Source organism: Pedobacter sp. GQ55 (assembly GCF_059758925.1).
In genome coordinates this window covers 384,842-410,370 of the sequence record NZ_JCAXEI010000001.1, presented here as the reverse complement: position 1 = coordinate 410,370, position 25,529 = coordinate 384,842, and the positions used below count along the sequence as shown (strand labels likewise).

General features: G+C 43.1%; 26 protein-coding genes. 10 read left to right on the top strand and 16 right to left on the bottom strand.

The features are described from left to right. Positions 1 to 339: 339 nt before the first annotated feature. From AC6CH7_RS01690 to AC6CH7_RS01670, 5 genes are read right to left on the bottom strand one after another with little or no spacing between them, the layout of a single operon-like run. Positions 340 to 588 carry a DUF6755 family protein gene (locus AC6CH7_RS01690; protein WP_498261027.1) on the bottom strand — a complete coding sequence of 83 codons (249 nt, stop codon included), beginning with the start codon at positions 586 to 588 and terminating at the stop codon, positions 340 to 342. Between the two features lie 34 nt (positions 589 to 622). After that, a complete protein-coding gene (locus AC6CH7_RS01685) occupies positions 623 to 1,159 on the bottom strand; it encodes a Rieske (2Fe-2S) protein (RefSeq protein WP_498261026.1) in 537 nt (178 codons plus the stop codon). Positions 1,160 to 1,167: 8 nt separating this feature from the next. Then, the gene (locus AC6CH7_RS01680; protein ID WP_498261025.1) at positions 1,168 to 1,737 is read right to left on the bottom strand and encodes a 4Fe-4S dicluster domain-containing protein; all 570 of its coding nucleotides are present in this window, start codon (positions 1,735 to 1,737) and stop codon (positions 1,168 to 1,170) included. A 26-nt stretch (positions 1,738 to 1,763) separates the two neighbouring features. Beyond that, a complete protein-coding gene (locus AC6CH7_RS01675; protein ID WP_498261024.1) occupies positions 1,764 to 3,980 on the bottom strand; it encodes a molybdopterin oxidoreductase family protein in 2,217 nt (738 codons plus the stop codon). Between the two features lie 21 nt (positions 3,981 to 4,001). After that, a complete protein-coding gene (locus AC6CH7_RS01670) occupies positions 4,002 to 5,069 on the bottom strand; it encodes an MFS transporter (RefSeq protein ID WP_498261023.1) in 1,068 nt (355 codons plus the stop codon). A 247-nt stretch (positions 5,070 to 5,316) separates the two neighbouring features. Between AC6CH7_RS01670 and AC6CH7_RS01665 the strand changes: the two genes are divergently transcribed. Continuing rightward, positions 5,317 to 6,393, top strand: coding sequence for a tellurite resistance/C4-dicarboxylate transporter family protein (locus tag AC6CH7_RS01665; protein ID WP_498261022.1), 1,077 nt, complete (start codon positions 5,317 to 5,319; stop codon positions 6,391 to 6,393). Between the two features lie 150 nt (positions 6,394 to 6,543). Here the strand turns inward: AC6CH7_RS01665 and AC6CH7_RS01660 are convergent, their stop codons facing one another. The 6 genes from AC6CH7_RS01660 to AC6CH7_RS01635 form a co-directional block, all read right to left on the bottom strand. After that, a complete protein-coding gene (locus AC6CH7_RS01660) occupies positions 6,544 to 7,131 on the bottom strand; it encodes a DUF4142 domain-containing protein (RefSeq protein WP_498261021.1) in 588 nt (195 codons plus the stop codon). 16 nt (positions 7,132 to 7,147) lie between these two features. Next, a complete protein-coding gene (gene tal / locus AC6CH7_RS01655) occupies positions 7,148 to 8,242 on the bottom strand; it encodes a transaldolase (RefSeq protein WP_498261020.1) in 1,095 nt (364 codons plus the stop codon). A gap of 24 nt (positions 8,243 to 8,266) precedes the next feature. Beyond that, positions 8,267 to 8,665: a DoxX family protein gene (locus AC6CH7_RS01650; protein WP_498261019.1), complete on the bottom strand. Its 399-nt coding sequence runs from the start codon at positions 8,663 to 8,665 to the stop codon at positions 8,267 to 8,269. 29 nt (positions 8,666 to 8,694) lie between these two features. Beyond that, complete coding sequence (locus AC6CH7_RS01645) at positions 8,695 to 9,774, bottom strand: universal stress protein (RefSeq protein ID WP_498261018.1); 1,080 nt, start codon at positions 9,772 to 9,774, stop codon at positions 8,695 to 8,697. Between the two features lie 196 nt (positions 9,775 to 9,970). Continuing rightward, positions 9,971 to 10,420 (bottom strand): DUF6223 family protein, encoded by a 450-nt coding sequence (locus AC6CH7_RS01640; protein ID WP_498261017.1) that lies wholly within the window; start codon positions 10,418 to 10,420, stop codon positions 9,971 to 9,973. Between the two features lie 75 nt (positions 10,421 to 10,495). Beyond that, positions 10,496 to 11,320: an AraC family transcriptional regulator gene (locus tag AC6CH7_RS01635; protein WP_498261016.1), complete on the bottom strand. Its 825-nt coding sequence runs from the start codon at positions 11,318 to 11,320 to the stop codon at positions 10,496 to 10,498. 106 nt (positions 11,321 to 11,426) lie between these two features. On the opposite strand from AC6CH7_RS01635, the gene AC6CH7_RS01630 reads away from it, so the two are divergent. The 5 genes from AC6CH7_RS01630 to AC6CH7_RS01610 all read left to right on the top strand — a co-directional run bounded on the left by AC6CH7_RS01630 (position 11,427) and on the right by AC6CH7_RS01610 (position 15,956). Further along, on the top strand, positions 11,427 to 11,864 hold the full coding sequence (locus tag AC6CH7_RS01630; RefSeq protein ID WP_498261015.1) for a DoxX family protein: 438 nt from the start codon (positions 11,427 to 11,429) through the stop codon (positions 11,862 to 11,864). Continuing rightward, entirely contained in the window at positions 11,840 to 12,967 is a 1,128-nt protein-coding gene (chrA, locus tag AC6CH7_RS01625) for a chromate efflux transporter (protein ID WP_498261014.1), read from the top strand. The genes AC6CH7_RS01630 and chrA overlap by 25 nt, the downstream gene beginning before the upstream one ends. Before the next feature lie 156 nt (positions 12,968 to 13,123). Next, positions 13,124 to 14,524 carry an alkaline phosphatase PhoX gene (locus AC6CH7_RS01620; protein WP_498261013.1) on the top strand — a complete coding sequence of 467 codons (1,401 nt, stop codon included), beginning with the start codon at positions 13,124 to 13,126 and terminating at the stop codon, positions 14,522 to 14,524. 228 nt (positions 14,525 to 14,752) lie between these two features. Continuing rightward, positions 14,753 to 14,911 (top strand): hypothetical protein, encoded by a 159-nt coding sequence (locus tag AC6CH7_RS01615; RefSeq protein ID WP_498261012.1) that lies wholly within the window; start codon positions 14,753 to 14,755, stop codon positions 14,909 to 14,911. A 55-nt stretch (positions 14,912 to 14,966) separates the two neighbouring features. Then, positions 14,967 to 15,956, top strand: a complete 990-nt coding sequence (locus tag AC6CH7_RS01610) for an inorganic phosphate transporter (RefSeq protein WP_498261011.1) — start codon at positions 14,967 to 14,969, stop codon at positions 15,954 to 15,956. A gap of 42 nt (positions 15,957 to 15,998) precedes the next feature. Here AC6CH7_RS01610 and AC6CH7_RS01605 read toward each other — a convergent pair whose 3' ends face one another. The 3 genes from AC6CH7_RS01605 to AC6CH7_RS01595 are packed head-to-tail and all read right to left on the bottom strand — an operon-like array spanning position 15,999 to position 21,490. Next, complete coding sequence (locus AC6CH7_RS01605; protein WP_498261010.1) at positions 15,999 to 19,229, bottom strand: error-prone DNA polymerase; 3,231 nt, start codon at positions 19,227 to 19,229, stop codon at positions 15,999 to 16,001. A gap of 3 nt (positions 19,230 to 19,232) precedes the next feature. Then, a complete protein-coding gene (locus AC6CH7_RS01600) occupies positions 19,233 to 20,741 on the bottom strand; it encodes a Y-family DNA polymerase (RefSeq protein WP_498261009.1) in 1,509 nt (502 codons plus the stop codon). An 11-nt stretch (positions 20,742 to 20,752) separates the two neighbouring features. Next, positions 20,753 to 21,490 carry an ImuA family protein gene (locus AC6CH7_RS01595; RefSeq protein WP_498261008.1) on the bottom strand — a complete coding sequence of 246 codons (738 nt, stop codon included), beginning with the start codon at positions 21,488 to 21,490 and terminating at the stop codon, positions 20,753 to 20,755. A gap of 382 nt (positions 21,491 to 21,872) precedes the next feature. On the opposite strand from AC6CH7_RS01595, the gene AC6CH7_RS01590 reads away from it, so the two are divergent. From AC6CH7_RS01590 to AC6CH7_RS01580, 3 genes are read left to right on the top strand one after another with little or no spacing between them, the layout of a single operon-like run. Further along, a complete protein-coding gene (locus tag AC6CH7_RS01590; RefSeq protein WP_498261007.1) occupies positions 21,873 to 22,646 on the top strand; it encodes a hypothetical protein in 774 nt (257 codons plus the stop codon). 45 nt (positions 22,647 to 22,691) lie between these two features. Beyond that, positions 22,692 to 23,282 carry a bifunctional nicotinamidase/pyrazinamidase gene (gene pncA, locus AC6CH7_RS01585; RefSeq protein WP_498261006.1) on the top strand — a complete coding sequence of 197 codons (591 nt, stop codon included), beginning with the start codon at positions 22,692 to 22,694 and terminating at the stop codon, positions 23,280 to 23,282. Between the two features lie 58 nt (positions 23,283 to 23,340). After that, complete coding sequence (locus tag AC6CH7_RS01580; protein ID WP_498261005.1) at positions 23,341 to 23,772, top strand: DoxX family protein; 432 nt, start codon at positions 23,341 to 23,343, stop codon at positions 23,770 to 23,772. 218 nt (positions 23,773 to 23,990) lie between these two features. Here the strand turns inward: AC6CH7_RS01580 and AC6CH7_RS01575 are convergent, their stop codons facing one another. Both AC6CH7_RS01575 and AC6CH7_RS01570 read right to left on the bottom strand, forming a co-directional pair. Beyond that, positions 23,991 to 24,674: a DUF6624 domain-containing protein gene (locus AC6CH7_RS01575; protein ID WP_498261004.1), complete on the bottom strand. Its 684-nt coding sequence runs from the start codon at positions 24,672 to 24,674 to the stop codon at positions 23,991 to 23,993. 185 nt (positions 24,675 to 24,859) lie between these two features. After that, the gene (locus AC6CH7_RS01570) at positions 24,860 to 25,072 is read right to left on the bottom strand and encodes a DUF6965 family protein (protein ID WP_498261003.1); all 213 of its coding nucleotides are present in this window, start codon (positions 25,070 to 25,072) and stop codon (positions 24,860 to 24,862) included. Between the two features lie 204 nt (positions 25,073 to 25,276). On the opposite strand from AC6CH7_RS01570, the gene AC6CH7_RS01565 reads away from it, so the two are divergent. After that, positions 25,277 to 25,459: a hypothetical protein gene (locus tag AC6CH7_RS01565; protein ID WP_498261002.1), complete on the top strand. Its 183-nt coding sequence runs from the start codon at positions 25,277 to 25,279 to the stop codon at positions 25,457 to 25,459. Positions 25,460 to 25,529 lie beyond the last annotated feature (70 nt).

Sequence of the window (25,529 nt, the reverse complement as noted above, 5' to 3'; positions counted from 1 at the left end):
AAGGTGTTTTGATTTCGGGCAGTTAAATTGGAACCGACCTGATGACAGGCTGCAACAGGACAAAACAATATTCAAATACTGCACAAAACAACACATCCAGGGTACTGGAAAAGTGGCTTAAAAAAAACGAGAGAAATAAAATTATGAATAACTGAATTTGACACTCTCAGGCTCGGCTACAGAAAATTTTAGCTAAAAAAGTTCTTACAACTTAAAGAAAATGGGACAATTAATCTAACTTATAATAATCATTCCTAATTAATTTTTTTGATTCCGTTAATTTCTGTAATCTTTTAACATCGGTAACGTCTTGCCTGCGACCAGAGGACTGCTTATTCTTTATACGCTCTTTCGTGGCCCGGATGGCAGAAAGTATAACCACCCAAAGCCAATCAGAAAAAGAGCTAATGAGGCGATAAAAGATGGAAATGCAATATCTGCGTTTTTTTCCAATGCATTATTCAGCGCAGTATACAATAACCAGATCTGAATGCTCACATTTAAAATCAATATCACGATAAGTGCCAGCATCAGTGTACTGGTTTTGTTCGGATGTGCCTGATTTTGGGCTTCACGAAAATTACTCATAACCTAAACTTTAATTATTTTAAGCTGAACGGTCTCAGGATCCGGAAGAATGACCTTTTCCCAAATTGTCGTCATTCACCTTAAAATCTTTAACATATACTTCTTCTCCCTTAATTACGACATCTAAACGGGGTAACGGCCGGGGTGGCGGCCCTGCCAGCACCTCACCTGTAAAAGCATCAAATAAACCATTATGACAGGGACATTCAATTTTTCCGCTACCGGGCTTATAAAAAACAGCACATGATAAATGTGTACATTTTTGTTCATAAGCCCTAAACTGATCGTTCTCCATATGAATAAGGATATACGGAATGGTACTGCCCTTAATCACAAACGAACGGGTTCCCCCGATCGGAAGTTCGCTTTTCTTACAAACAAAATGATCACCACCAACTTTTTTCGGGGGAAAAAAATTAGCTTTCACCGCAACGTATCCACTTCCAACGGCCAATCCACCCGATACCAAGCACAAAAATTTTGCAAAATCACGTCTGCTTACCTGAGTAGATTCAAGCTGATACACCGGAAAATCTTCTTTCCAGTGGTTGTCCTTTTTACCTCTCGCCATAACTGATGTCAATCTATAATAAGTTCTGTACTTCCTTTAGGCATCATAATATTTACTTTGGTACTCACATGCTCTTTTCCGAAGATAAAATTGTTAACCGGTGTGCTGTTAGGTCTCATTCTTGCGATTTCTTCGCGTGTACCATAAAATAAAGCCTGCGTTGGGCAAACTGTTGCACACATTGGCTTTTTACCTGCGCTGGTCCTGTCATAGCACATATTGCACTTCATCATCAAGTCATAGGCTTCATTTTTTTTCGGCACACCGAAAGGACATGCCATGACACAGTTTGAGCAACCGATACAACGTGCGGTATTGGCCGTATGCACGACACCAAATTCATCTTTTGTGATCGCGTCTGCCGGACAGACATTGGCGCAAACCGGATCATCACAATGCATACAAACCTGAACGGTAGTTTGTACAGTAACTGCACGGTCTACATAATTGACATGAATCATGGACTCCTGTCCGTTTGTTTCGCATTCTGCACAAGCCATTTCACAGGCTTTGCATCCGATGCATCTTTGCATGTCTACAAAAAACTCCTGGTCGGTTCTGTAATTGGTTATGGGCATAGTTATTATTTTAAGTGATCATTTCATTAAATACTTGCATATGCACCCGAGTCGGCTGATGGCGATGATATTACGCCTGATGCCTTCAGCTTACAGGCACAAACTTTAAACTCAGGAATTTTTGATATCGGATCAAGTGTTGCCGGCGTAAACTGATTGGCTGATTTCTTACCTGGCCAGTGATAAGGTAAAAAAACCGTATCCCTGCGAATGGTTTCTACAATGTTAGCCGGGAATTCATCGGTTCCCCTGCGGGTAGATACCTGTACCAATTCATTTTGTCTGATTCCATATTTCTCGGCCAACGCCGGATGTATTTCCAGTTTGGGTTCAGGATACAGATCAACCAACTTGCCGATTCTACGCGTTTGAGTTCCACTTAAGTATTGCGATACCACCCTACCAGTTGTTAAGATTACCGGATACTCTTCATCTGTAACCTCACCTGGTTCGCGGTAAGCCACAGGATTAAAGTGCGCTTTGCCATCAGCAGTGGCAAATTTCCTATCTTCCCATAAACGCGGTGTACCGGGATGATCCAAGGTAGGACAAGGCCAGAAAACACCCATGGTATCCTCAATCTTTTGATAAGTAATGCCATAATAATCTGCAGTACCACCTTTGGAAGCAATTCTCAATTCATTAAATATCTCCTCGCTGTTTTGGTAGGTAAATTTATCTTCTGCACCAAGCCTTTTGGCAAGTTCCAATATAATAGCGGTATCACTGCGGGCATTGCCGGGCGGGTTTACTGCTTTGCGTATTCGTACCACCCTTCCTTCTGCAGTAGTAACCGTTCCCTCTTCCTCTTCCTGTAACGATCCGGCCAAAATAACATCAGCATGCCGGGCGGTTTCATTCATAAAGAAATCAATGCATACATAAAACTCCAGCTTCTCTAGCGCCTCACGTACATAATTGTTGTTAGGTAAGGAAACCAATGGGTTAAAACAAATAGACAATAGTCCTTTTACTTCGCCCCTATGAATTGCGTCAATCAATTCATAGGCGGTATAACCTTTACCTGGCATCTCCTTTTCATCAATACCCCAAACCCCGGCGATATATTTACGATGCTCTGGATTGGTAATGTCCCGGTTTCCTGGTAATTGGTCACACTTATGGCCATGCTCGCGCCCCCCCTGTCCGTTACCCTGACCCGTAATGGTACCATAACCACAATACGGTTTACCAATACGCCCAGTTGCGAGTACAATATTAATACAGCCCAGCACATTATCTACCCCCTTGGAATGGTGCTCTATACCGCGGGCGTGCAGCAAAAAACTGGTTTTTGCCTTGCCCCACCACTGGGCCGCCAATTCAATTTTAGCCTTTTCGATGCCTGTAATTTCTTCAGCCCATTCCAGGGTATAATCCTGAACTGCTGCCAATGCCTTATCAAAATCCGTAGTATGGTTATCAATAAAATCATGGTCCAGCATATCGTGGTCCGCCAGGTATTTCAGTATAGCGCCATATAAAGCGGAGTCGGTTCCCGGTTTGACCGGTAAGTGCAAATCAGCAGTTCGCGCAAGCGGAATTACCCGAGGGTCAACTACAATCAGTTTCGCCCCGTAATCTCTTGCCCGCCACACCCAATGTGTTAAGGTCGGAAAAGTTTCACTGATGTTGGCACCCGCTACGATGATCACTTCTGCCCTTTCCAGATCAGCATAGGTATTTGAAGCGCGATCAAGACCGAAGGCCTTTTTATTCCCGGCACCTGCACTCACCATGCAAAGGCGCCCGTTATAATCTAAATTTGCGGTTTTTAAAGCAACCCGGGCAAACTTACCCATCAGGTAACTTTTTTCATTGGTAAGCGAAACACCTGACAATACAGAAAAAGCATCCTTCCCGTATTTCTCTTGTATCCGTTTTATTTCATTCACAGTTTTATCCATCGCCTCATCCCAGGAAACCGGATTAAAACCCACTCCCTCCTTGCGTTGCAATGGCTGCAAAAGCCTGTCAGGATGGTTATTCTGCATATACCTTTGTACTCCTTTGGGGCATAGTCGGCCTTCATTAAAAGGAAATTCCATCCATGGATCAAAACCTACAACTTTTTCATTCTTCACCAATAGCTTTATGCCACATTGCATTCCGCAGAAACAGCAATGCGTTTTCACCACTTTATCCGGCTCATCACGGCCAATAAATCCTTCCTGAGGAGGGTAATTCAGGTGCGGCCCAAATTGAGCGATTAGTTTTTCAGGCGAAACAGGTAAATGAGCCATAGTGTATCGAATTATCCTTAATTAGCCAAAAAGGTTACCTTCATTTTGCTGCCTTGCTTTAAGATGGGCCATAGCCAGCCTGGATCTTTTCCCTTCGGGACTAAGATCAAGGTGCGATGAACCATCTTCTAGGGTAAAATCAAAGCCTAACTCTTTGGTTACAATTTTTAAATCATCTATATGTAATTGGGTAGCAAATTCCTGATGTGTATGAGGGCACACTGCCATCCCTCTTTTTATGCCTTCCCTTCTGTAAATATGGGCACCAATCTGTGCAGGCCTCTGTATGATGTGAAAAAACTTACCAAATGGAATCCAGATCAGAAACATGATAACCGTGATTGCATGGGTTACCGCCATAAAATCATAGGCAAAACCTTTTAAATATTCATAGCCATAGCCAAGGCCCAAACCGGTAACTGAGATCGCCAAAAGCAGGATTAACGGTAGCAAATCACCCTCAAAGGTTTGTGTAGCAACTAAACCCGCATGGGTAAGGCGGCGGCGCATAAATATCAAAACCCCGGCAATAACCAACCAGGAACACCAGTTAAGTGCTTTAAATATCAGAAAAGCGGTAAAAGAGCCGAGCGGAAATTCAAACATCTTAAAGCCGAAGAAATGGGCCTCATACATATGGATATCGGCCGGATTTACACTGGTTGCCCCGTTCATGGTAAAGTGTATCCAGCCAAAGGTTAAAGGAAAGGTAATCCCAAAAGCCATTGTACAACCTGTCGCCATCAAAAAATGTCCTATCCACCTGCTTCGTCCACGGGGATAAATGAATTTTTGAAAACCGATGTTTTGTATAAATTCTTTTATGAATAAAATAAAATGCAAAAATACCTTGCCTGTAAAAAAAAACTGCCAGGTACGCTTAAAATACATCCAGGTAGGTGGCCGCTGTAGCCATACCGTGTAGCGGTAAACCACCCCGAAAAATGCGAAAACTGTTCCAAACAAATAAATAATCAGTGCGGGATCAAAATTCTGAAGTTTACGGGAGCCATAAAAAACCAACGCAGTCAACAGCAATGAAACTACCGTAGCTATAAACAAAGCTTTTTTATTCAGAGAAATATCCATCTACTAATTGTATTAATTAAAAAGTATGATATATATCGTATGCTATAAATGAACAAGCAGCTTACCGTACCAGCTTAACCTCGTTCACCATATCAGGCTATGTTGATATGGATTTTCCTGGATCTTTATCGATTAACTAATTGCTGTGCAATTAATTAATTTATTTAAATATATAAAAAAAATAGCTTCTTGTATTAATTTTATATCTATTTTTAATAACATGTTATCATAAAATTACTGCGGAAATATGGAAGCTCATCCTATAATGCTGCCACCTAAGCCAGGCGAACCCATTACCGGTCACGCGCTCCAGACCTTTTTCCCGGGATATTTTGCCCTGGTGATGGCAACAGGTATCGTTTCTATCGGCGCGTTTTTATATGACCTTAAATTGCTTGCGAATATCCTGCTGGCGATTAACATATTTTTTTATATTGTCCTTTGGATTATACTGCTACTCCGGGTAATAAAATATCCGGCAGATGTTTGGAAAGACATGACCAGTTCATCCCGGGGGGTTACTTTTCTAACGATTGTTGCAGCAAATAATGTTTTAGGAAATCAATTTGCCTTGATGACCACACACAAGGACCTCGCCATCTTCTTATGGGGGATTGGTCTGGTACTTTGGGCGCTGATCACCTATACTTTTTTTGTGGTCCTTACCGCTAAGGAACCCAAACAGGGAATAGAAACAAGCATAAGCGGCGCCTGGCTACTTATTGTTGTGGCTACCGAATCAGTTGCGGTACTTGGGGCGATAATTGCTGCCGGAATGGTTCACAAAGAAATTGTTATTTTTGTATCATTTTGTGCCTTTTTAATCGGCGCAATGCATTATATGGTATTCATATCATTAATTATCTACCGGTGGCTGTTCATCAGCATGAAGGCTGAATTACTTACACCTCCCTACTGGATAAATATGGGAGCTGTGGCCATTACCACGCTTGCCGGTTCACGTCTGCTTATGTACTCACATCAGTATGAATGGATCAGCGGTATTCAGTATTTTCTGCCGGGCCTTACTGTCTTTTTCTGGGCATTTGCAACCTGGTGGATTCCAATCCTATTTTTACTTCCCATCTGGCGGCATGTCATACAAAAGGTACCTGTTAAATATGATCCGCAATACTGGTCGCTTGTCTTCCCGGCGGGCATGTACACCGTTGCTACTTTTAATTTTTCCAAAGCACTTGAACTTCCTTTCATTCTTCCTATAGCAAATGTTTTTATCTATTTTTCAATAACTGCCTGGGTGATTGTTTTTATCGGGATGTTATGGCAGGTCATCCAATTGTTGTTTCCAGGAAAGAATATTTAGCTATTTCGTTTAAGTGCCCCATGCCGGATTCAGAGCTGAAATTATTAAATACAGAATCAATCCGTTCCGAAATTGTTAACCAAGTTCAGGTATAACTTAATTACACCATACAAGGTTATGGAACAGCTCAGATTAGAAGCCGCAAACGCATCACTTAATCCCTTCACGAACTTTTAACGCCTTTTCCCGGTGACTTTCCAAAACAGGTAAAAATTGACGGGCAAAGTTACTGATCGCGGTATCGGGACTATCCCCGGCACCTTTGAAAAGCTCAATATCCTTATTGTGGTCCTCGATCATCATTTTTAGATATAACTTTTCAAAATAATCCGTTTCCATTTTTTCCATCTGCCAGACCTGCTCCATTTTTTTTGGCGGGAGGGAAACAGGGAGCTTTAGTCCTTTAGCAGAAGACAAAACTGTTAATACATCATGGATTCGTTTATGGTCTTGTTCCATGAGTTTACCATATGCCCGAACACCCTGGTTATTTGCCTTTTCAAAAGCCAGTTTCCCCAGGGTAACTTCCAGCAGATTATCCACTGCTGCTGTTTCAATAAACATGGCGGCCTGAATCCCATTCTCCAGCTTCTCCCTACCTGATATTTTCGTAGTATCCACGACAGTATGATCAACTATTATACTGTCACCAATCTCACCGTTTCTGTCGTCAGACTGGCAACTGTAAAAAACAACGATGCCAGCCAATAGGAATAATGACAAAATCCATTTCTTCATAACCTCTACTCCTATTTTAGGTAAAGCAATGTTTCTTTTTCCCTTCAATAGCCGCTAACAACTGATCATAAGGACGATTGAATTTCTCTATGCCTTCATTTTCCAGCTGGGCACTAACCGCATTCAGGTCAATTCCCATCCCAGGCAGCTGCTCCATGATCAGGATAGTCCTGTCCATATCCTGTTCCAGCCGGCTAGCGGGCTGACCATGATCACGGTAGGCTTCCAGGGTATCCATTGGAAGGGTATTGATCGTCTCCGGACCGATCAATGCCTCTACATATTTGATATCGGAAAAAGACGGATCCTTGGTTCCTGTACTGGCCCATAAAACACGCTGTGGCCTGCCCCCAACTGCCTGAAGCTTTAAAAACCGGTCACTGCTAAAAATACGCTTGTAGATCTGGTAGGCCTGTTTGGCACAGGCAATGGCTACCTCTCCCTTCATTTCAGCATGTCCTTTGGCTTCCAGTTGCGGGTCCAGCAGCACATCAATCCGGCTCAGGAAAAAACTGGCCACAGAAGCAATTTTATCAATGGGCTGGCCTGCCGCTACCCGGTCTTCCAATCCCGATAAATAAGCATCAACCACCTGTTCATATCTTTCCAAGCCAAATAGCAGCGTAATATTAATATTTAACCCCTCGCTAATCGCCTTTCGGATAGCAGGTATTCCTTCAGCGGTTGCAGGAATCTTGATCATCACATTTTCCCGGTCCAGCTTCCTCCAAAGCGCCACAGCCTGTTTGACCGTACCGCTGGTATCATGTGCCAGGTACGGAGAAACTTCCAGGCTGACATATCCGTCTGGTTCCCGGGCAAAAACAGTTTGAAACTGATCGGCCGCATTTTGGATATCGGTAATGGCCAGTTCATAAAAAATGGCCTCATTATTTCCCTGGGTAGCCGCCAGATCCATGATCTGCTCATCATAAGTCATACTGCTGCTGATCGCCTTTTCAAAAATGGCAGGATTTGAAGTCATTCCGCGCAAGCCGTCCTGTTCAATAAGTTCTTTTAACTGACCGGAATTAATCAGTCTGCGGTCCAAAAAATCCAGCCAGATGCTCTGGCCGAATTCATGTAATTGTTTTACTTTATTAGTTTCCATAGTTCAATCTCCATCCTATTAATTTTACACATTAGTTGTATACTTTTGATCTATGCTCAACGGTCCCGAACCAAAATAACTGATCAGCAAGGCAGCCCCAAGCATAGAAATGTTTTTCATGAACATCGCCAGCTGCATTTGCTGCATGGCAGGATCGCCTGCCGCCCAGAACTGGTGCATGATCAAGGTAACAGGCAGCAGAAAAATAATGATCAGACAGGCACCTACCTGTGCTTTATAGCCTAAAACAATACTCAGCGCCCCAATAGCAGCTACGATACCCGAAACAGGAACCAGCATGTTTGCTAGTGGCAAACCCTGTGCTGCTGCATATTGTATGGTTTGCGCTGAAAAATGACCTACAGAAGAAACTAAGAAAATCAGGGAGAATAAAATTCGCCCCAGTAATACAATTGCTTTCATAACGATTTCTTTTTTGAGCTGGTAAAATTTTACAGGTCTTCTTTAAAAAGCAGTAAAGGCAGATGGGTATGGTAGGCCAGCTTTTTGGTCACGCTGCGATGAAAAATACTTTCAAAAAATCCATATTGTTTAGGAACCGTAATCACTAACTCGGCGCCCTGCTGACCGGCAAATTCCATAATCCCTTTGGCCATATCTTCATGATCCGTGTAGTGATATTCCGGCTGCTGGTCATCCCAAAGCTGGTGAAGGTGTTTCATTTCCTTAATGGCATCAGGGTCAAAACGGGCACCATTACGGTCCACATTTAAAATGACTAACCGGGCACCTAAAGTTTTTATAAACTGCTTAATGGCCAGCACCGGTGTGGTTTCCGATACACGCTTCAGGTCGCAGGCAAAAACAACCGTTTTTATAGGCTGAAAGGAAGCAACGGGCGGTACAATGAGTAAAGGCGTCGGACTATCCTTTGCCACACTGATCGTATTGCTGCCAATTAGTACCCTTTCAAGGCCACTCTTGCCAGAAATACCCATCACCACAAGACCAATATGTTCCTGTCCGGACAGGGTGATTACTGCACTGACCAAATTCCTTTCCTCACTGCGGACATCCATTTCGGTATTTTCGGGGAGCCATTCCTGCAGCTCATCCTTAAGTGCAGTGATTTTTTGCAAGCTCAGTTCGGGAGATTCCGTAAAACCTCCTGTATAGGGTGCAAAAGCAGTAGCCGGCACAGCAACAGATTCATAAGAATGATAAAGAGTTATTTTTTCAACCTCCAGCTGATGGGCTAAAGCAGTAGCATAACTGGCGGCATTCGCCGCCTCATCGGAAAAATCAGTGAGCACCAATATTCTTTTTACCGAATACATTTCATTCAGCTGGGCTTCTATGGCCCGCTCCAGCGCCTGAAATTCCTGCTCAGAAAAATTACGCTGGCCAGGTTGAGTCACCGTCCATTCCCCTTCTGCTGACCGGTTTAACAGCACCGGATCAGGCTCTTTGGTGACCATTTCAACTTTGAATTTCTGGTGATGTTCATATTCGGTCACCATCGCACTCAGATCCAGGTTTCCGGCCCGGAATTTTACAGAAAATGTTTCCATGATTTTCTCCTTTCTTTACAGAACAAGTTTCAGGAGGTTAACCAGATACCTTAAAAACAATCCGGAATAGGATTGGTTCAAAAAAAGTAAACAAAAATCGAAACCTAATTATTTTATGATCTCTGTAGAGAAGCATGCGCTCCTGATTAATAATTATTCATAGAAAACTGTACGAATAATAGTAGTGTTGGTTTTTCTAAAGATTAGTGTTGCGTGAGCGAAGTGTCAGGCCACCAAGAATGATACCGACTAAACCTAGTAACAAGGCCAAAATTGACCCGGCTTTTCCACTGCCCGACCCGAAAACAGCGCCAGCGGTAGTGGCCAGATGCACGATGCTAAGAATAGCTGCAAGCAGACCAAGTACCAAAGCCGTTCTTGCACCATTTTTTGCCAAACGGGCTTTAGCACGCCAACCGATAACTATGCTCATTAAACCCAGCAGTCCTTCTACCAGTGATATGGCTCGAGCGGTAGTGATGCCTTTTACATAACCTGTATCTTTATTAAGTGTTGTGGTTGTGTTGTCTTTGACCTCCACTTTGTTTTCTGATTGGGTTGCTTGCGAAAAACTATTCTCTGTCGCCAAAAGAAAAAATCCAATGATTAAGCAAACGTACCAAATGCATTGACTGTATTTGTTCATATTCATTTTGTTTAGACGTTATAAAAATGATAAAAAAAATAAGCAGACTGCGGTACGTTTGAAAATACTATGGTATCATTCCTGTTCTATCCTGAAAGTTCCCGGAGTATAACTGGTAAAACGTTTAAAATATTTAACGAAGTGTGAAGAGTCATTGAAATTCAGCTGGAAAGCGATCTCTGAAATGGTATTGTCAGTATAGATCAATAAGCGTTTTGCTTCACTGATAATGAATTCAGATAAAACATCAGTGGCGGATAGATTTGCTGCACGTCTGCATATTGTGTTTAGGTTTTGTGGGGAGGTGTTTAGTTTTGCGGCATAATGCGCAACGTTATTCTTTAGATTATCTTCCTGATTTAGCAGTTCACGAAACGAATTGTAAAGGTCTGCTTCGGGAACACTATTGCCTAAAAACGGAGTACCTTCCTCCAAAAGTTTTGCCAGCAATGCCTTCAAAAGCCCTTCGACAACTGGATTTGAAAAAGTATTTTCCGGTAAACTTTCCTTTGCCAATAACTCAAATAAACATGTGATGGTTTCCGTATCTTCCAGATTCATCATTTCCGTCTTACTGAGTTTGTATAAAAGTGTTTTTATCTCTTTATCTAAACTAGTTTCAACAAACTTCCTTTTAATGATCACCACATAACCTTCAGGTTCGGCATCTAATTCCCAATAGTGAATTTGCCCCATCCTTACAAAAAAGATAATCGGCGGAACAATTTTATACCGCTGTGAATCAATGGAATGAAGGCCCGCCCCTTTGGACAGGTATATAATTTCAAAATAATTATTGTGTTTGTGTGGTTTGGTGACCCGTACTTCCTTTTTAAACGGTGCTATTTTGATGATCCGGCTAGAACTTATCTTGTCTTTAACGTTTATGGCGTGATTCATTTAAGTATATGGAATAACAATCGTAATACCACTATATATTCAAATATACCAGAATAATTAAATATTACGGCCTTACATTTGCATCATTTAAACACACCCGATAACCATGCTTTATAAGATTATAAAAACTGACAACGCAGGCACTACCATTATTATTCGTTTAATGGTAGGCGCTGTTTTTCTGTCTGAAGGCATTCAGAAATTTTTATTTGCTGACCAGCTTGGAGCTGGCCGATTTGCGAAAATAGGCCTACCCAATCCCGAATTGTTAGGTCCCTTTGTTGGCAGCTTTGAAACCCTCTGCGGTCTATTGGTTCTAGTTGGTTTTCTTACCAGACTTTCAGCCATTCCGTTACTTATGATTATGCTGGTTGCCATGGCGACAACTAAAGTGCAGTTGTACGAGGATAACGGGTTCTGGTCAATGCTACATGACAGTCGAACGGATTGGGCCATGTTTTTAGGCAATATCTTTTTAATTGTAAAAGGTGGAGGAAGGTGGTCATTGGATGAAACACTATGGAAGCAAAACAACAGCCATTAAAAGAACTGGCAAGACTTTTTTTAAAATTAGGTTTTCTTGGCTTTGGAGGTCCAGCGGTGCACATTGCCATGATGGAAGAAGAAGTTGTAAGAAAACGCAAATGGTTCCGTCCGGAGTACTTTCTTGATCTGATAAGCGCAACCAATTTGATCCCCGGTCCCAATTCAACGGAAATGACCATGCACATCGGTCATGAAAAAGCTGGTTGGAAAGGTCTGTTAGTTGCCGGCATATGTTTTATTCTTCCGGCCGTTATCATTACAGCCGGATTTGCATGGGCTTATCAGGAATATGGCAAACTGCCTCAGGTAACGCCGTTTATCTATGGTATTAAACCAGCTATTATAGCAGTAATCGTTTCCACCATGATTTCGCTAGGAAAAAAAGCGCTAAAAAGTATCGAACTGGGAATTATTGGGGTTATTGCAGCAGGATTAGCAATCTACGGACTAAATGAAATCTATATCCTATTTGCCGGAGGGCTGACCGGTATTTTGATATATCTTGCAAAATCTTCCAGGCAATCATTCAACAGCATTGCCCCTGTGGCCTTATTACAGTTAGGTCTTCTACCATCTGATAAATTTGACTGGAAACTTTTTTGGATTTTCTTTAAAATTGGTGCGATCCTTTATGGAAGCGGGTATGTATTGTTTGCTTTTTTGGATGCAGAGTTGGTTAAGACGGGATTATTAAGTAAACAAGCACTGATCGATGCCATTGCAGTAGGCCAGATTACCCCCGGGCCTGTTTTTTCTTCAGCAACTTTCATTGGCTGGCAGATTGCGGGTTTACCCGGAGCAATTGCAGCAACAATAGGCATATTCCTTTCCTCATTTTTATTTGTATTTTTTCTTAACCCATTGATCCCAAAATTAAGGAATTCAAATATCATGTCCGCCTTTTTAGATACGGTAAACGTGGTTTCCATTGCGATCATTTTAGCCATTTGTATAGAAATGACTCAAACATCGGTAACAGACTGGAAAACAATTTTAATTGCACTTGCAGGATTTGCAGTTACTTTAAAGTTCAAAAGGTTAAACAGTGCTTTTGTCATATTAGGAGGAGCATCGTTTGGTTATTTGCTATGGTTTATATAATCATGAGAAACAAAAAATATATGCTAAATACAATGGCCTAATCCGTCTCGTTATAACGTGATACTTTTGAAAAAATCATGATATTTACGCTGAGAAATTACATAAGGTTCAGGAATTAACATTAACTTAATCATATAAGAGTAGATTTACCGCCGCATGAACAATTCAAGAAGAAATTTTATCCGGAATACAAGTCTGGTTAGTTTAGGTTTTATTGGCCTGAACAATTTCGCTGCAAATGCAGCGATGGATTTATTGACATCGACCACTGAGGGAACTGGATTTGGTCCGCTCAGTTATCAGACAGGTGACACACTTAGTCTGCCAAAAGGTTTCAGTTCCAGGATCATCTCCCGTAAAGGCGATCTGATGAAAGACGGACTGCTGGTACCTGGAATGTATGATGGAATGGGCTCATTTTCAACTGCAAGTGGTAAAACAATATTAATCAGAAATCACGAAAATTTGCCAGGTGCAGATCAGCTGGGCCCTTTTGGAAAAAACAATGAACTCATTCATAAGATCGATAAAAATAAGATCTACGATTTTGCCAACGGTGAAGACACCTGTGTAGGGGGTACCACTACCCTGGTCTACAATGAAAAAACACAAAAAGTAGAATCTCAGTACCTTAGTTTAATTGGAACTGTAAGAAACTGTGCGGGCGGTATAACCCCATGGAAGTCCTGGATCACCTGTGAAGAAAGCAGTTTGAAAGCGACGGATGGTTTGGAAAAAGATCATGGCTTTAACTTTGAAGTACCGGCGACAGAGAAAATTGGGATCGCTAACCCCAATCCTATTAAAGCAATGGGACGTTTCACACATGAAGCAGTTGCCGTTCAGCCCAAAACAGGAATCGTTTACCAGACAGAGGATGAGGGGGACAGTCTTTTCTATAGGTACCTTCCAAATGCCTATGGCAAATTACACAATGGTGGAAAACTCCAATGTCTTGTCATTAAGGAATGGAAAAGTGCTGATACCCGTAACTATCCAAATTTAACAACGAACAAATTTCCTGAAAAAAAGTCATTTGAGGTAGAATGGATGGATCTCGCTGATGTTGAAGCACCTGACAGTGACTTGAGGTTAAGAGGATTTAAGCTGGGTGCTGCCCGGTTTTCAAGAGGGGAAGGTATATGGTATGGAAAAGATGAATTGTTTTTTGCCTGTACAGACGGTGGAAATAACAGAACGGGTCAAATTTTCAAGTATACACCAAGCAAGTTTGAAGGACAAACAGGAGAAAAAGAAGCGCCCGGCAAGCTGGAACTCTTTATTGAGCCGAACAATATTGAAACCTTTCAAAACTGTGACAACCTGACAATCGCTCCCTGGGGAGACGTGATCATCTGTGAAGACAAGAAAGATGCAAGAATAATCGGCATTACGCCACAAGGAAAAACATATGTCATTGCAAAAAACATCGGCTATCGGAATTCAGAATTTGCCGGCCCGGTATTTTCACCGTCAGGAAATACATTATTCATCAATATTCAAACACCAGGCTTAACACTTGCCATCTCCGGGCCCTGGAAAAACATCAACATTTAACAGGATTTCATCCCCCAGCGGGGCATTATTAATTACGGTTTGCAAATCAGCAAAAGAGCACGTTTTAATTGTTCATCGGATGAGTAAACAATTCTCATCCGATGAACATAATCATTTAACTATGCTTTCATTATCAATACATTTTATTTCATAACTTTAAGTTAACATAATCCTATTATCTTTATGTAGCTATTAAAATTATTTAATGCTACTTATCAGTCATTTGTTATGGAAATTAACTACACCATTGCAGTTCCTGTATTAATTGCTTTTGTCGTGTTGATCATTTACCTGATCCGAAGGAATAATAAGGATAAGAAAAAAATGGAAAAGGAAATTATTGATTCGGAGATTAAGCCAGGAAAGCACGACTCAGGACACGTATAAAGCCATTATTAGGCAGTACAGTATCAGGAAGTGTATACCAGAAAGGGGGCACGGTATGACCATACTTATAATAGTTATTGGATTAGCTTTATTATTCGATATCATCAATGGTTTTCATGACGCAGCCAATTCTATTGCTACAATTGTCGGAACAAAGGTCCTATCTCCGAGATTAGCGGTATTATGGGCAGCTTTTTTCAATTTCATTTCTTATTTGATTTTCAAACTTAATGTCGCAAATACAATTGCTAAGGGTATCGTTCATCCCGAAATTGTAACGATGCAGGTACTGATAGCGGGATTGCTGGCTGCTATTTTATGGAATCTGGCCACCTGGTTTTTCGGACTCCCTTCAAGCTCTTCGCATACTTTAATTGGCGGTTTTGTTGGTGCGGCCATTGCAAGCGCTGGTTTCGATGCGGTAATTTATGGTGCAGTTTTAAAAATTATCCTGTTTATTTTTTTAGCTCCTCTGATTGGCATGATGGTTTCTATGTTGATATCTATTACGGTGACCTGGATTTGTAAAAATTCTGACCGGGGAACAGTAAGCAGGCACTTTAAAAAGCTCCAGCTACTTTCTGCAGCCGCTTTCAGTATAGGACATGGTGCAAATGATGCACAAAAAATAATGGGTATCATTGCCGTTGCGTTAATTGCCTCTGGAGAATTGGATAAAAGTGCCGCGATACCATTTTGGGTAGTGATATCCTGCCATAGTGCAATGGCAATCGGCACATTATTCGGCGGCTGGCGCATCGTTAAAACAATGGGATCAAAAATAACACATTTGAAGCCATTTGAGGGCTTCAGCGCTGAAACTGCGGGAGCAATCACACTTTTTTCTACAAGCATATTGGGTATTCCGGTAAGTACAACGCACACGATTACCGGAGCCATTATTGGAGTTGGGGCGATCAGGAGGGTCTCAGCTGTACGCTGGGGCGTGACCATCCCTATCGTTTATGCCTGGATACTTACGATTCCCGCAACGGGGTTGTTAGCCCTGCTGATACATTATCTATTGAGCTGGGCAACTTTTTAAGGTACTTTTCGAAGACCTATAATGAGCGGATACGTTCCCGATTTATTTAAAATTCCTTCCCCCATGAAAAGTATCCTTTGGAACTTCCCCTGGGACCGTTATCCGTTTATTTTGTGAAGGATAGGGGGCACTTTTCTCATCTGCCCGTGATAAGGTAAGTACCGGCAATTCATCCTGCTCTGGTTGCACCAGTTTACCCATCAGTTTAGTCAGGTCTACACACTTGCTCACGATCACATGTACCACCTCTCCTTCCCGCTGCAAGCGACCTTCCACCATCAGCAGTCTGGAATGCAGGATTTCCTTCCGGTAGGTATCAAAAAACTTTTCAAATACCACCAGATTGCTAAAGCCGGTCTCATCCTCAATAGTAATGAAACATACCCCACCGGCCGTTCCCGGTCGTTGTCGAACCAGCACAAGTCCAGCAACCTTTACCAATTGTCCGTTCTGCGCATCCTTATTGATCTGATGGCAGGACAAGATGCGCAGCATTTCCAGTTGCGGCCGAACAAAGCTGACCGGATGCGCCTTTAATGACAAGCCTACAGTCGCATAATCCTGAACCACATGTTCCCCCTGGCTCATCAGCGGCAATTCCACCTGCGCCTCCAACACACTTTCAGAAGGTTGCCCTTTAAAAATCTCCACTGGCATATCCTGTAAGGCAGACACCTCCCACAATGCTTTCCTGCGATCCAACCCAATAGAGCGGAAAGCATCAGCATCTGCCAGTCTTTCCAACGTATTAATCGCTATCCCCGCATCACGTAAGGCCGTAACTGTCCTGTACCCCTTTCCTCTGCAATTGACCAAAACATCCATCTCCTGTTGCCCTAGCCCCTTGATCTGCCGGAACCCCAAACGGATCGCACAATACTTGCCGCATTTTTCTTCCAGTAAATTGTCCCATGTAGAATGATTAATGTCAACCGGCCGCACCTCCACACCATGTTTCTGTGCATCAATTACAATCTGTGCAGGCTGATAAAAGCCCATGGGCATGCTGTTGAGCAAAGCCGTAGCAAAGGCATCCGGATAATAATGCTTCAGCCAGCAAGACACATAAACCAGCAAAGCAAAACTTGCCGCATGACTTTCCGGGAAACCATAACTCCCGAAACCCTCCAGCTGCCTGAAGATCCGTTTGGCAAATTCCTCGGTATAGCCCTTTTTCATCATCCCTTCAATCAGCTTCTGTTCATAGCGATTGACCGTTCCCGTAAATTTGAAAGTGGCCATACTCCGACGCAAGCCATCTGCCTCGGCAGGTGTAAATCCAGCTGCTACAATGGCGATCTTCATTGCCTGCTCCTGGAAAAGCGGCACACCAAGTGTCCTGCCCAATATTTCTTCCAGTTCTGCAGAAGGATAAACAACAGGTTCTTCGCCATTTCGGCGGCGCAGGTAAGGATGCACCATATCCCCCTGAATCGGTCCAGGTCGAACAATGGCTACCTCAATCACCAGATCATAAAAACATTTGGGTCTTAATCTGGGCAGCATGGACATCTGTGCCCTGCTTTCAATCTGGAACACTCCCAGCGTATCCGCAGCACTGATCATATCATACACCTCCGGGTCATCCTGAGGGATATTGGCCAACGTAAGGTCTAAACCATAATGCGCTTTACACAAATCAAAAGCTTTGCGGATACAAGTCAGCATTCCCAAAGCCAATACATCCACTTTCAGAAAACCCAAAGCATCAATATCATCTTTGTTCCATTCAATGTTCGTCCGGTCTTCCATACGTGCATTCAGGATTGGGCAGAGGTCAGTCAGTTTCCCATTGGTCACCACAAAACCACCGGTATGCTGTCCCAATTGTCTCGGGAAACCCATCATCTGCGCCGTCAGTTGCAAAGTTTTCATCAAATGCGGATCCTGAGGATTCAATCCCTGTTCTGTCACACGCTTACCCTCGAACCACTCATCGGTAAACTCCCAGACTGAACTGGATAACCTGTTAATGGTATCTACAGATAAACCCATCGCCTTACCCACATCACGCAAAGCGCCTTTCTGATGCAACTGTGTTACCGTCGCCACAATCGCTGCACGGTCACGACCATACTTGGTATAGATGTACTGCATGATTTCCTCCCGCCGTTCATGCTCAAAGTCCACATCAATGTCGGGCGGTTCATTCCTGTCCGAAGAAATAAAACGCTCAAACAGCAAGTCAAACTTCATGGGATTTACCGAGGTCACCCCCAGGCAGAAACAAATGGCTGAATTGGCCGCAGATCCCCTTCCCTGGCATAAAATGCCCCGGCTTCTCGCTTCGCGGACAATGTCTTCCACAAACAGGAAGTAATTGGCATAATCCATCTTCCGGACGAAGTCCATTTCATGGGCAATCATGTTCAGCACTTTCTCCGGGATGACCTCCCCGTAAAAGCCATGCGCACCTTTAAAGCACAGGTATTCCAGCTCTTCCAATGGTGAACGTCCGCTTTTGTTGATCTCTTCTGGATACACATATTTCAGTTCATCAAGCGCAAAAGTACAGGCCTCAGCGATAACCATTGTATTGCGGATCGCCTCAGGATAATTACGGAACAAACGGTGCATTTCTTCAATCGGTTTCATATAACGCTCTGCATTCTGATGCAAGCGGAAACCAGCCTCCTTGATGGTACACTTTTCCCTCACACAGGTCAGCACATCCTGCAATTCCCTTCGTGAGTGATCATGGTAATGCACATCTCCTGTAGCCACAACAGGTATTCCAAGCCTACCGGACAACTGCTGGATGCGAAAGATCAGCTTGTCATCATTACCCAAGTACGTACGTGTTGCAGAAAGGTACAGCTGCTTACCCAAAGCATCCCTGTACTCCTGCAGATCCTTCACAAAGGATTCCTCAAAATTGAAGTGACGGTTCAGCACACCAGGCATTGCTACGGTAAACAACATCCCCGCAGCGTGTTCATACACATCGGCCTTATTCAAATGACAAGATCCTTTTTCCGCGCGCAGATTCCCTACCGTCAGTAAAGCCGACAACCGACAATACGCCTCCTTGTTGGTGGGGTAAGCCAGTAAGCTAGGCCCATCCAGTAAATCCAGGCGACAGGCTGGAATGAGCTGAATGTTCTTTTCCTTAGCTGCAGCATGTGCACGGACAATGCCTGCCAATGTATTGCGGTCCGTAACAGCAATTTTTTTATACCCAAAAGCCGCTGCCTGATCCACCAGTTCATGGGGATGGGACGCTCCCCGAAGGAAGCTAAAGTTAGAAGTCACCTGTAATTCACTGTATTCCATATCTCATGCAAAAAAACCATGTATAAACCATTGATACCGCTGCTCGCCCCCATAGTGACCCGAACGGAACAGCCAGTAACGCTGTCCCAGTTCATCTTCCACCTGGTAGTAATCCCTGTGCTCCCCCATATCCAGCCACCACTCCCGTTCTATGCGCTCAGGGCCATCGGCCTTCACCACAACATGCCTGACGCCCATATAAATGAAAAACTTTGGCGGATGATCAGGTATCAGGGCCATAACCTCGATCGGGACAGGCTTATTGAGCAATTCAGTGGGGCGTGGTCTATCAATATGCCATTGGGCAACGGGTTTTTCAGTGATCGAAACTGCCCGATTCGCTGATCGCTCTGGCCAGTAACGGGCTGCCGGGACATAACGATGTATCACATCAGCGCCCATTTTACCAGTTACCCTGTCCAGCAGTTGGATTACACTTTGATCATCCAGTCCGGGTTTACCCGCCCAAAGTGCCTCTTGTCCGGGTAAAATGTCATCGACTTTAGGTGCTTCCAATACAAATAGTTCAATTCCCAGCGCCGGTCGGATCTGATCGATCTTCAACTCGAAAAGTTTAAACAAATGGCTTACACTACAGGTTGCGCCACTCGTACCTATCGAAACTTGTATCACCTTGCCATCAATGCGATAACAAGTCAGTACCCCTGTTCTCAAACCCTTCCCTTCATTTTGCAGCCGCAGGCATAAATGCTCCAGGAGCCGACTGATCGCCACTTCAATGCCAATTCGGGTCCTAATCGGTTCCAGACAAGGCAAGCGTTCCTGAAAAAGAGCAGGCAGCTGCAAAGGAGTAATCAGTTCACTGGCCGTACCTAAAGCCTGACCCAAACGGACCAAAAAATCCTCCCCGAATCGCCTGCGCAATACCGAGCGAGGCATCCCTATAAAACTCCTGATCTTATAAAAGCCAAGCTTGCGCAGCTTAGCCAGGGTAATTTCCGGTAAGCGCAAGGCTTCTGGCGGCAAAGCAAGCAGGACTTCAGTATGCGTCCCGGGTGCTATCAAAGGAGTTACTTTTCCAAAACGAGCGATCGCCCATGCGGCACCAGCAGTATCCGCCATCGCCACGCGAACCGTATACCCCTTGCCTTTTAACCTGGATACGATTTCTTTCAGGTATTCCCGTTCCCCGCCCCAAAGGTGCGTACAACCACTTACATCCAGAAACAACCCATCCACCGAAAAATCATCAACCATCACCACCGGAGAATAGCGCACGCACCACTCTCCCAGTCCTTTCAGCAATTTGGCAGCACGGCCGGCCTTATCATCCAATACTTCCAATCCCGGGCAAAGCGCCTTGGCATCAGCCGCACGCATTCCCATTTCAATTCCCTGCGAAGCGGCTAAAGGGCTTACTGCAGTAATCATATTGCGCCCGTGATCGGGCGCTGCGAAAACAAAAGGAATATCACAAAGTTCCGGCCTGCGGATCAACTGCCAGTCCGCCAACAAATGGCGAAACCATATCGAAACATAACGCTTTTGCATTTTTTAACCGTTTAACCAATTTGCCGTTCCCTTTGATCGTACCATCCGGCTGTTTTCAAAGCTGGTAATACTTCCACAAAACGATCACCACCCCATTCCAGGATCCAGCTTCCCGGATTCCCATTACGGACTTTGGTCAGTTCCACCTTCCAGCGAGGGAAACCCACACCAGGCATTTCATCCTCGGTTACACTCGGCACCGGGCTGATCTTCCAGCGTGCCGTAGCCACCGTACTTAAGGCCTTACGGGCATCTTTACGTAAAATAAAGCCCGTCGCACCAGAACCTTCCACCGCAAGCTGCAATCTGCGCGATTCAATCAAACTCAGTTCATTCAGTTCCGCCACCACAGCAGCAAGACCTTCACATTTTAACGCTTCCTCCATGATCCAGAGCACATCTTTTTCTCGGGTTACATCCATAAAAATGATCCGCTCGGGTTCCACATTGAACAGACAAAGGGAAACCGGGAATAGCTTTCTGGCTGTACTGATCCATACGCAGGCCGCCCCCTCCTTCATCAGCACTGACAGCAGTCCGCCGATAAAGCCATCACTCGCTGCCGCATGTTCGGGTAGCACCGTGATGAATTCATGAATCGCCTTCTTTGGAAAAACCCCGTTTGGAAATGCGTTTTCCAGCTCACCAAGACCAATCGCCTCAGCAGCTACAGCTCCCTGTGTTTTAAAGCCCTGCCACAGCAGGATATCCTGCTGTAATTTACTGACCAATTCCTGTTTTGCGTTCATGATGTCATCCCCCTGATTAAATCATTGCATTAGCAATGCAAATGAACAAACAAATATAATACTAAAAATATTAGCATAACAAATAAAAGGAGAAAGAATTTTTACATGCAATCTTTTTTCATTTAATAGATCGTGATGACCAGGAGTTCGAAACAGACCCGGAACCTCTTCCTGATTTTATTAAACACAAATGAACAAGATGAATATGTAGGGCTTCCAAATGTGTAAGAATAGTTTATTTCAGCGTATATGCTAAGTTAAGCCGCTTTTTTTTGATGGCTAACAATTTATAAGAGGCATAGGGGTAAAATCCCCCTTTATACAATAAATCTATTTTACATTATCTTCAAACTTTTATTTTTTAAACACAATTAAAATTATTATGCAAAAAAAACCAAATATTTGCTCTCCGTTATTGTTATTTGCTTTACTTATGCTTGCTATGTTCGTTGGGTGTAAAAAAGATAATGACATTCCATCAAAGCCAGAACCTCCTGTACTATCTATGAACGCATTATACAAAGGCGCCATACTAGATGCAATGGTAGCTGACAGCGCAGAAATCATTGATACATTATGGGCATTAACTCCTGAAAATACTGCTTTGCAATGGAAAACAATTAATGGTAAGCCACATGTTTTGATGGCTAGCTTTATGCGTTTTCCATCCAGCTATCCGGTTGGTGATTCCATTACCAATTCATGGGGAGAATCGTGGCTATTCATCCCACAACAAATGAAAACACGCATAGGTTCTTCTTTCTCTGCAACAAGTGATACCACCATGCGTATCTGCCAGTTGTTGGGTCTACCCCCTGCTAATGAGCGGAGCAATACCCATATCGCTGAGATTTGGGTAAACCCGGAAAGCTTATATAGGCCGGCAGGCAGCCGGGTGATCACCACTAAAACAGCTGGTGCCACATTAGGCACTAATAATCCAGAAAATTTCAACTCATGGTTTAATAATTATATTGTTTTTGCCTATTACCGAACATTATCAACTACAGCAGACTATCATTACCCCTGGACGCGTTTAGGTTATACCTATGATTGGGCTCCCGAAACAAGTGAAGTAGGGCTGAGCGAATACGTTTTACAGCCCAACTCAAGTGCTTGGGTGAAAAGTGTCTCAAAAGTGAGCGACTACTTTTAAATAATACGCGATACACATTAAATTAATCACAATTAAACCTTTTTTATGAATGCACTAATTATTATCGACGTACAGTATGACTTTTTACCAGGGGGTGCTTTAGCCGTTAACCATGGTGATGAAATCGTCCAAACCATTAACGACTTACAATCAGCATATGACCTGGTAGTCGCCACGCAAGATTGGCATCCGAGGGGTCATAAAAGTTTCTTTACTTCCCACCCAAATAAAACACCATTTGAAGAAATATCGTTAAACGGATTAAACCAGGTGTTATGGCCTGAGCATTGCATACAGGGAACAAAGGGAGCAGAATTGGTTCCAGAACTTTTAACGAATGCTGTTGAGGCTATTTTTAGAAAAGGGATGGATAAAGAGATTGACAGTTACAGCGGCTTTTTTGACAATGGCAGAAAAAAATCTACAGGCATGGCCGATTACCTTAAAGGAAGAGGCGTTACAGAAGTAGCCGTTTGTGGAGTAGCGGCCGATTTCTGTGTCTATTATACTGCCAATGATGCGTTAGATTTAGGTTTTAAATCAAGCATTATATCGCGCGCATCTAAGCCGATAGATTTGGAAAGATATGAACGTGTGAAGAAAGACTTTCAGCTAAAGGGAGGAACTGTTATCTAATCGCCCGAACAATCACACCTGCCGATTGTTAACACAACAGTAGATCCTTCTCGCGACAATGACAAACGAAAATCAGCCTGCCTTCAATCTAAAAAACCCTGCACGCATAATCCTGGGTTTATTTATGATATTGGCAGGCTTCGGACACCTAAGCTTTCAGCGGGAAGAATTTCAGGCCCAGGTACCCAACTGGATCCCAATGAACGAAGACCTGGTCGTCCTGCTTTTAGGAATTGTGGAGATTTTACTCGGAGCCGCAATGATCTTTTGGCGCAGACAAAGAATTAAAGTCGGCATAGCACTTGCCATCTTTTATCTACTGATTTTTCCTGGCAACATTGCCCAGTACACCGAACATCGGAATGCATTCGGGCTGGATACCAACACCAAACGTCTGGCAAGACTTTTCTTCCAGCCTGTGCTCATCATTTGGGCACTATGGTCCAGCGGTGCACTAAAACGACACGTTGAGCCCGAGCAGGGCAGCTAAAGGTTACGGTAAGCTAAAACCAGACAGCGCACTCAGCTATTCCACTAACTTTTTCGCCTTTAGGATTTTCAGCAATAAGTGTGCTGATCCACGCTTAGCGAAATATGCAAACGCGCTCCTGCTATCAATTGCTATTTTGACAAACAGCCGAAAGGACAGGGGGAATTGATAAAGCTTATACGGTTTAAATGGAAAGAGATGATATCAGTTGAACTGCGCTATTGTTTAGTAATTTCTTTTATTTGCGCTTGTGTGTATTCTTTATAAACGACACCCAACCTAAGTGCATTCTCTTCAACTGTACTGTCGAAGCCTGCATCTTTCCTTCTTTTATTCACATTTTTAGCATCTTTAATAGGTACTACATACGCAAAAGATTCTTTCTTGCCCGTTTTAGGATTATCAATCCTTACCATAAATACCTGTGTGCCATAAACTTGCTCTTTCCCTTCACCAGCAAGCTTCCTGTCCAGCATCATGGCCGTGTACTTAAAAGGCAATTCCCCGGCTTTGCCGGCCTTTTCTATGAGCGGATAATATTTAGGAATTTTATTGGAATGCTGTATAACAAAAAATACAGCCGTGTTTTCAGGTTCTCCTACAAGTGTTTTTCCCGGATAGCCATACTTTGCAATGATACGCGCTACCTTTTCAATATTTATCGAATCAATTTTTCGCATAATTTCCCAGACACTTTTATCCAGTAACGCTCTTGGGTAGTTTAGCAGCTGAGCAATGGCATTTTTTCTTTCTTCCTTTACTTCTGAATCTACGAATTCCCTTATACCCTGATCGGTCTGTAAAATGGTATCCAATTGCTTCCTTAACTCAATATTAATTGGTTTTTGAGCAAAGCAACTCATACTAAGAACTGCCAGTACCAAGAAGAATATTGTCTTCATAATTTTTTACTTTAACGCTTACCTTCAAATATACATTTTTGCAGGTATACAGAGGCCTAAATCCAATCATCTTTACGCAGATAAACCTCCCAAAACCCTCATCAATTGGCCGTTCCCAATTAAATGAACAATTAAATTTATCAATTCCACCAAAACAAATGAGCGGACCCTAAATCCAACCCCAGCTATTGGTGACTATTATTGATCAGCTCTATCAGCTTATTTAACCTCCATCTCACAGGCTCTTTCACCCGCTCGTTATTACCGAATTTTAATATCGCCAATTCCTTCTCAATAAACAAAGGAACATCCTTAACAATCGCCCCCTGACCTATTTCAATTGGCCCTTCCGGAAGCGCTATCCCGTAAAACGCCGCTTCGTAATCTTCTGCTGTCATGGCGCGAAGATATCATATTGGCAGGAAAAAGTGCGAGGCTTATTTTAAGTTTACAGGGGATTACCTAGCAGTCAGCCTTATAGCCGGGAAGTAACTGTTCAGTTCTCTATAAAGCATTGGCTTAATCCATAAATTAAGATCCCATGACAAACCTTTTTGATAAAGCATATGTTATTTAATTGTGTGTCAATAATTTTTAAAAACATGAAGACTAAAGGAAAAGAACGCAGTACATTTGATGCAGTCAAAAACCCTGCTACAGGCAAACACAGCCATTATTTTCATGCTGATGAAGATTTCAGAGAAGATCGGGACTGGGGAAAAACGGAAACCATCGAAGACTCCAATAAACAGAACACCTTAAAAACCCATAAAAAAGGAGCATAAGTTAAAGCGCTTATTTAGCATCCCAAACCTGAATTCTGATCAGCGTTCCGCTCCATCTGGTAACGTTTCT

Bases quoted from the DNA above. Each gene is read 5' to 3' on its own strand.
- AC6CH7_RS01690 (WP_498261027.1), bottom strand. From the start codon at position 588: ATGAGTAATTTTCGTGAAGCCCAAAATCAGGCACATCCGAACAAAACC.
- AC6CH7_RS01685 (WP_498261026.1), bottom strand. From the start codon at position 1,159: ATGGCGAGAGGTAAAAAGGACAACCACTGGAAAGAAGATTTTCCGGTG.
- AC6CH7_RS01680 (WP_498261025.1), bottom strand. From the start codon at position 1,737: ATGCCCATAACCAATTACAGAACCGACCAGGAGTTTTTTGTAGACATG.
- AC6CH7_RS01675 (WP_498261024.1), bottom strand. From the start codon at position 3,980: ATGGCTCATTTACCTGTTTCGCCTGAAAAACTAATCGCTCAATTTGGG.
- AC6CH7_RS01670 (WP_498261023.1), bottom strand. From the start codon at position 5,069: ATGGATATTTCTCTGAATAAAAAAGCTTTGTTTATAGCTACGGTAGTT.
- AC6CH7_RS01665 (WP_498261022.1), top strand. From the start codon at position 5,317: ATGGAAGCTCATCCTATAATGCTGCCACCTAAGCCAGGCGAACCCATT.
- AC6CH7_RS01660 (WP_498261021.1), bottom strand. From the start codon at position 7,131: ATGAAGAAATGGATTTTGTCATTATTCCTATTGGCTGGCATCGTTGTT.
- tal (WP_498261020.1), bottom strand. From the start codon at position 8,242: ATGGAAACTAATAAAGTAAAACAATTACATGAATTCGGCCAGAGCATC.
- AC6CH7_RS01650 (WP_498261019.1), bottom strand. From the start codon at position 8,665: ATGAAAGCAATTGTATTACTGGGGCGAATTTTATTCTCCCTGATTTTC.
- AC6CH7_RS01645 (WP_498261018.1), bottom strand. From the start codon at position 9,774: ATGGAAACATTTTCTGTAAAATTCCGGGCCGGAAACCTGGATCTGAGT.
- AC6CH7_RS01640 (WP_498261017.1), bottom strand. From the start codon at position 10,420: ATGAACAAATACAGTCAATGCATTTGGTACGTTTGCTTAATCATTGGA.
- AC6CH7_RS01635 (WP_498261016.1), bottom strand. From the start codon at position 11,320: ATGAATCACGCCATAAACGTTAAAGACAAGATAAGTTCTAGCCGGATC.
- AC6CH7_RS01630 (WP_498261015.1), top strand. From the start codon at position 11,427: ATGCTTTATAAGATTATAAAAACTGACAACGCAGGCACTACCATTATT.
- chrA (WP_498261014.1), top strand. From the start codon at position 11,840: ATGGAAGCAAAACAACAGCCATTAAAAGAACTGGCAAGACTTTTTTTA.
- AC6CH7_RS01620 (WP_498261013.1), top strand. From the start codon at position 13,124: ATGAACAATTCAAGAAGAAATTTTATCCGGAATACAAGTCTGGTTAGT.
- AC6CH7_RS01615 (WP_498261012.1), top strand. From the start codon at position 14,753: ATGGAAATTAACTACACCATTGCAGTTCCTGTATTAATTGCTTTTGTC.
- AC6CH7_RS01610 (WP_498261011.1), top strand. From the start codon at position 14,967: ATGACCATACTTATAATAGTTATTGGATTAGCTTTATTATTCGATATC.
- AC6CH7_RS01605 (WP_498261010.1), bottom strand. From the start codon at position 19,229: ATGGAATACAGTGAATTACAGGTGACTTCTAACTTTAGCTTCCTTCGG.
- AC6CH7_RS01600 (WP_498261009.1), bottom strand. From the start codon at position 20,741: ATGCAAAAGCGTTATGTTTCGATATGGTTTCGCCATTTGTTGGCGGAC.
- AC6CH7_RS01595 (WP_498261008.1), bottom strand. From the start codon at position 21,490: ATGAACGCAAAACAGGAATTGGTCAGTAAATTACAGCAGGATATCCTG.
- AC6CH7_RS01590 (WP_498261007.1), top strand. From the start codon at position 21,873: ATGCAAAAAAAACCAAATATTTGCTCTCCGTTATTGTTATTTGCTTTA.
- pncA (WP_498261006.1), top strand. From the start codon at position 22,692: ATGAATGCACTAATTATTATCGACGTACAGTATGACTTTTTACCAGGG.
- AC6CH7_RS01580 (WP_498261005.1), top strand. From the start codon at position 23,341: ATGACAAACGAAAATCAGCCTGCCTTCAATCTAAAAAACCCTGCACGC.
- AC6CH7_RS01575 (WP_498261004.1), bottom strand. From the start codon at position 24,674: ATGAAGACAATATTCTTCTTGGTACTGGCAGTTCTTAGTATGAGTTGC.
- AC6CH7_RS01570 (WP_498261003.1), bottom strand. From the start codon at position 25,072: ATGACAGCAGAAGATTACGAAGCGGCGTTTTACGGGATAGCGCTTCCG.
- AC6CH7_RS01565 (WP_498261002.1), top strand. From the start codon at position 25,277: ATGAAGACTAAAGGAAAAGAACGCAGTACATTTGATGCAGTCAAAAAC.